The organism is Streptomyces bobili, from assembly GCF_002154575.1.
Classification (GTDB): Bacteria; Actinomycetota; Actinomycetes; order Streptomycetales; family Streptomycetaceae; genus Streptomyces; species Streptomyces bobili.
Window position 1 is genome coordinate 1 of sequence record NZ_MUBA01000922.1, and the last position, 546, is coordinate 546.

Annotated in this window: 1 protein-coding gene and 1 pseudogene; one reads left to right on the plus strand and one right to left on the minus strand. The window is 75.5% G+C overall.

Annotated features, from left to right (window positions below; all coding sequences use genetic code 11):
• A partial coding sequence (locus tag BZL64_RS38720; protein ID WP_279634669.1) for a 2'-5' RNA ligase family protein occupies positions 1 to 292 on the plus strand: 292 nt, incomplete at its 5' end.
• A gap of 166 nt (positions 293 to 458) precedes the next feature.
• Here the strand turns inward: BZL64_RS38720 and BZL64_RS41855 are convergent.
• Positions 459 to 546, minus strand: a pseudogene (locus tag BZL64_RS41855) (aldo/keto reductase); the annotation flags it as partial.

A 546-nucleotide genomic window follows, 5' to 3' on the forward strand; every position in this document is an offset into this window, starting at 1 on the left:
GGGCGGGGTGGCGGAACTGCGGCTGCTGGCCGACCGGGCGGAGGCCGCGGGCCGCAAGGCGGGCGTGGACCTGGGGGAGCACCGCCGCTACAAGGCACACCTGACGGTGGCCCGCAGCCGCGAGGCCCTCGACCCCCGCCCGTACGTCGACTCGCTGCACGACTTCGCCGGCCGCGAGTGGACCGTACGGGAGCTGACGCTCGTGCGCAGCGACCTGCCGAGGTCCGGGGTGCCGGGGGAGCAGCCGCACTATGTGCCGGTCGGCCGCTGGGCGCTCGGCGGGGCCGGTTAGGCTCGAAGGGTGGACCCGAAGACCCGGAACCGGATCATGGCCGGTGCGCTCGTATTGATGTTCGTGTTGGTCGCGGTGGCGGCGGCGCTCGGAAGGTAACCGAGAGCCGCCGCGCACCGCCGCCGGACGCTGGCGCGCGCCCGTGCCGCAGGCTGTACCCGCCCGCCTACCAGGCGAAGGCCTCCGGGGACGGACCCGGGCCCGGGAACACCTCGGCGAGCCCGGCCAGCAGCTCCTCGCTCAGCTCCAGCTCG